A 4,220-nucleotide genomic window follows, 5' to 3' on the forward strand; every position below is an offset into this window, starting at 1 on the left:
AAAGTTTCCTGGCAGGAAATATAGTATATTATAATTGATTGTATTATAATAGTATATAAATAACAAACAACTTAAAGATAGACCAATAGAATATAATTTTATAAAAAAAGTATCAAATAATGTAAAATAAATTGCCATTTAAAAAATAATTATATATAATGAAAAAAAGTTTATTCATTTGTTATTAGTTAATGTTTAGCGTATGTCAGTTAAGTATCTGTAATTAATTACTAACTATTATTTTGTAAGTTGAATTTAAAATAAGATTTTTGGGTTTTAAAGAGTTGCAAATTTGTACTTTATAATTGTTTTGTAATTTATTTGTTTTAAACTATAAACTGTAAACTGAAAACTAAAAAATGATAACTTGATTTTACATCTCCTCCCCCTTGAGGGGGGAGGATAAAGGTGCGGGTGAAATAGTCCCCCTCACCCTGACCCTCTCCCTCCGAGGGGAGAGGGAAGTAAACTGAAAACATTATTTTAAACGATATACGGTATATGTAATACGATATACGATTTTACAAGGAGTAAAGATGTTAGCAATTGACTTTGGTGCTCGATCAATAAAGGCAGTACAACTTAGCAGGACGGGAAAAGGTTTTCGCATTGATAATTTTGGCATTGTACTGACTCCTCCTGATAGTATTATGCACGGAGAAATTAAAGATTCAGACTTGGTAACCCAGGCGCTGGAAAAGATGCTCAGAAAAAAAGGAATACGTGAGAAAAAAGGAATTATTGCTATTACCGGACAGAAAGTTATCGTACGGGAAATTACCACTCCTATAATGAATGAAAAGGAACTTATCGAAGGCTTGCAATGGGAAGCACCAAAATATGTCCCTTATGACTTAAAGGAATCTTTGCTTGATGCTAAAAAAATTGAAGAATTAGAAGAAAAAGAAGGCAGCCAGATGATGAAAGTTTTACTGGTAGCCGCTCCCAAAAGCATTGTAGATCAGCAGATTACCGTTTTAAAAAATGTCAGGATACAACCCAAGGTAGTTGATATTGTTTCAAATGCGCAGATGCGTGCCTTTGACAGCTATCTTTTGCCTGCTCCCTCTAATGAAGAAGATGGAACAAAAATGGATGTAATTATTTCTATGGGGGCTAGTACTACTGAAATTACCTTAATTGAAGGTGACAGGCTAAAATTTACCCGTACTATTTTAAAGGGCGGAGATGATATTAACAGGTTATTGGTAAAAGAACTGGAGATTACCTTTGATGAAGCAGAGAGATTAAAAAGAAGAGTAGGATTAACTCCTGTAAAATTGCAGGAAAATAAAGATAATGAACAGGAAGCTTCTCCTGAACATGAACATGAAGAAAAAAACATGAAGAATACTGAGGAAGAAGATGAAATCCCAAATAAGGAGCAGGTTACAAAGCTCATTAGAATCGGTGTTAATGATATATTCAATGAAATAAGAAAATCATTGAACTATTACAAAACCCAATACCAGAAAGTTGCTTACCAGAGAATTATTTTAACTGGAGGAATGGCAGCTATGTCTAATATCGGGCAAGCTCTTAAGCAGCAGTTTGGTATAACAATAGTAATGGCAAACCCGTTGAAGGGTATAGACATTAACCAGGGTGATGTGAATATAGATAATTTGGAAAGATATAAGCGTTCCTTGGCTACTGCCATAGGTCTGGCAAAAAGAGAAAGGTAAGAATTATAGGTTATGGCAAAAAATACAAACATAATTCGTGATATTAATCTTCTACCGGAAGAGTATAAAGAAAAAGAGAAGTTTAATATTTTCAGGGTGCTGATAATCTTGCTTGTTCTTGTTTTATTTGCCGGATCAGCATATATGTATTATAGCCTCGAGAATACTATTTTTACTAAGGAAAATGAAGTCAATAATCTGCAAGTGCAGCTTGCCGCAATTAATAAAGTGATTCAGGAAGTAAGGAATCTGGAAAAAGATAAGGCTGAATTAGCAGAACGTGTTGAGGTTATCGAGGGGTTAATAAGGAATCAGTCACGTCTTACAAGAGTTTTAGGTGATTTTAGCGAAACTACTTTACCTGAAGTATGGCTGAGCAATTTAAGTATTAATGCCAATCAAACTTTCAGCTTTTCTGCAAACACTTTTAATAATTATCTTGTTGCTCAATATATGAATACACTAAAAGACCATGAGCGTTTTGATGCAATAGAACTGCAGTATATTCGAAAACAGAGTACCAGGATTCAGGAATATGATAGAAGTGTCGATACGGTTAATTTTCAACTATCCGGTGTTTTTACTCCTTATCGTATGCCGGAAGAAACTGACAATTTACAGGGTAAATAAAGGGGAAATATTTTGAAATTAAACAAAAGGATGAAGATAATAATATTTATAATTTTTCTTATCGTTTTTGCATATCTTAACTATTCCTTTATTTATCAGCCGAGAAAAGACAGAATTGATAATTTAGATCAACAAATATATTCTCTAAATAATCAGATTGCCGAGGGTAAGCGAATTGCTGCCAGACTCGAGGATTTAAAACTGGAATACCAGGAACTCACAGAAAGATTAGTATTTGTGGAAGTATTATTGCCAAAGGAGAAAGATATTCCGGATTTCTTAGTTCTTCTGCAGGAAACAATGGATGAATTCAATATTGATTTTTCAAATTTTTCACCACAAAATTTAACCCAGGAAAGAGATGCTATTTATGCGCGTTTACCAATTAACTTAACATATACAGCAAATTATTTTGAAATAATTAAGTTTCTGGATAGGTTAGAAAATTTCCCCAGAATTGTTGATGTAAGAGATTTAAGGCTTAATCCGACAGGCGATGAGGGGAATGTTAATGTAACAATGAATATGTTTACCTATGTTTTAATGAAAGGAAATCAGTAAATTGAGCAGATTAAATCGTTTTTTATTAGTTATATTAATTATATTGGCTGTAATAACTGCCATTTATTGGTTTAAACCTGATATCATTGATTCTTTATTTGCACTTAATCCTTTTGGAGGGGGTCAGCGAGAACAGACTGTATCCGAAAACACTTCTGTAGCTGTTTCTTCAAGAACTAACACATCAAATGTTTCAGGTTCTGTTTCTAATGGTGAAAATGGTGTAGTATCAGAGGAAGAGGAAATTGAAGAGGAACTGTCTCTATTTGAAAAAGAGATCAGACAGAGACATGAAAGCTACCAGACAAAAGTATATACATATGAGCCTTACGAAATACCTGTATCACGCAATCCATTCCAGAGAGTAGTAAGCACAGTATATCTGGAAGAAGAGGAGCAAGAAATAGCCGGAACACTAAATTCTGAAGAAGCCGTGCGCCGCTTTGTTCAGCCGGAAATGCCTCCTAATAGTAAATTTACCGGGCTGATTTCAGCCGGAGACAATAAACTGGCTATTTTAGAAATTGACAGTGAAACCTATATTGTTAAAGAAAATGATATTATTTTAGATAAATTTTTAATTAAATCGATTACAGATGATAAAGTCATAATCGATATTAATGGTTTCGAGATTTCTTTGAATTTAGGAGGTGGGGGAGCAACCAATGAAGGATAAAATGCCAAATAACACAGAAATAAAAAGAAAGACCGGCCTGACAAACACATTAAATGGATTTATAAAAATCCAAGTTTTAATATTTTTAATATTTTTATTAATTTTTTGCTTAGCAGATACATGTTCAGCTCAGACCCAGAATAATATTACTGTAACAAATATATGGTATAGAAAAGTACCCAATTTTACCAGGGTTACAATTAAAGCCGACAAGCCAATAAGTAATTATGAAACAATGTATATTAGTGACCCGGAACGGATTGTTATTGATATTAACCAAGCTGATTATGATATTGATGAATTGGTAAAAAATACTCTATTCTTGAATATGGGCTCTGTTAAACAGGTCAGGTGCGGACAATTAGATGTTGATAAAGTACGTTTTGTAATTGATTTGTTTCAAAAGGTAGATTATGATATGGCATTGGATTCGACCGGACAGCTTCTACAAATAAATATATATGATTATTATGAATTTTTGGTTCCCGAAAAACAAGTATATACAGTTGAACCCCTTTCTGCTGACGAAATAAAGAAGATTCAGGATCAAAGGGAAGCATATGTACCTTCATTAGTTGATCAGGTTGATGTCCCTATTACATTAAATTTGAAAGAAACCGAAGTAGTTGATGCTATTCGTACATTATCAATGTTAAGTGGTGTAAATA

The 4,220-nt window shown here is 33.2% G+C and carries 5 protein-coding genes; all 5 read left to right on the plus strand.

Annotated elements, in window-relative coordinates; translation table 11 throughout:
• Positions 1-536 precede the first annotated feature (536 nt).
• On the plus strand, positions 537-1,685 hold the full coding sequence (gene pilM, locus PHQ99_07940; protein MDD4289501.1) for a type IV pilus assembly protein PilM: 1,149 nt from the start codon (positions 537-539) through the stop codon (positions 1,683-1,685).
• Positions 1,686-1,697: 12 nt separating this feature from the next.
• A complete protein-coding gene (locus PHQ99_07945; protein MDD4289502.1) occupies positions 1,698-2,315 on the plus strand; it encodes a PilN domain-containing protein in 618 nt (205 codons plus the stop codon).
• A gap of 12 nt (positions 2,316-2,327) precedes the next feature.
• The gene (gene pilO, locus PHQ99_07950) at positions 2,328-2,876 is read left to right on the plus strand and encodes a type 4a pilus biogenesis protein PilO (protein MDD4289503.1); all 549 of its coding nucleotides are present in this window, start codon (positions 2,328-2,330) and stop codon (positions 2,874-2,876) included.
• 1 nt (position 2,877) lies between these two features.
• A complete protein-coding gene (locus PHQ99_07955; protein ID MDD4289504.1) occupies positions 2,878-3,552 on the plus strand; it encodes a hypothetical protein in 675 nt (224 codons plus the stop codon).
• On the plus strand, positions 3,542-4,220 hold a 679-nt coding region (locus PHQ99_07960; protein ID MDD4289505.1), incomplete at its 3' end, for an AMIN domain-containing protein. The genes PHQ99_07955 and PHQ99_07960, both read left to right, overlap by 11 nt.

The sequence above is a fragment of the Atribacterota bacterium genome (assembly GCA_028703475.1).
Taxonomy (GTDB): domain Bacteria; phylum Atribacterota; class Phoenicimicrobiia; order Phoenicimicrobiales; family Stramentimicrobiaceae; genus JAQVMU01.

What these genes read in the sequence shown, in the direction of transcription:
- pilM (MDD4289501.1), top strand. Translation starts at nt 537, where the DNA reads ATGTTAGCAATTGACTTTGGTGCTCGATCAATAAAGGCAGTACAACTT.
- PHQ99_07945 (MDD4289502.1), top strand. Translation starts at nt 1,698, where the DNA reads ATGGCAAAAAATACAAACATAATTCGTGATATTAATCTTCTACCGGAA.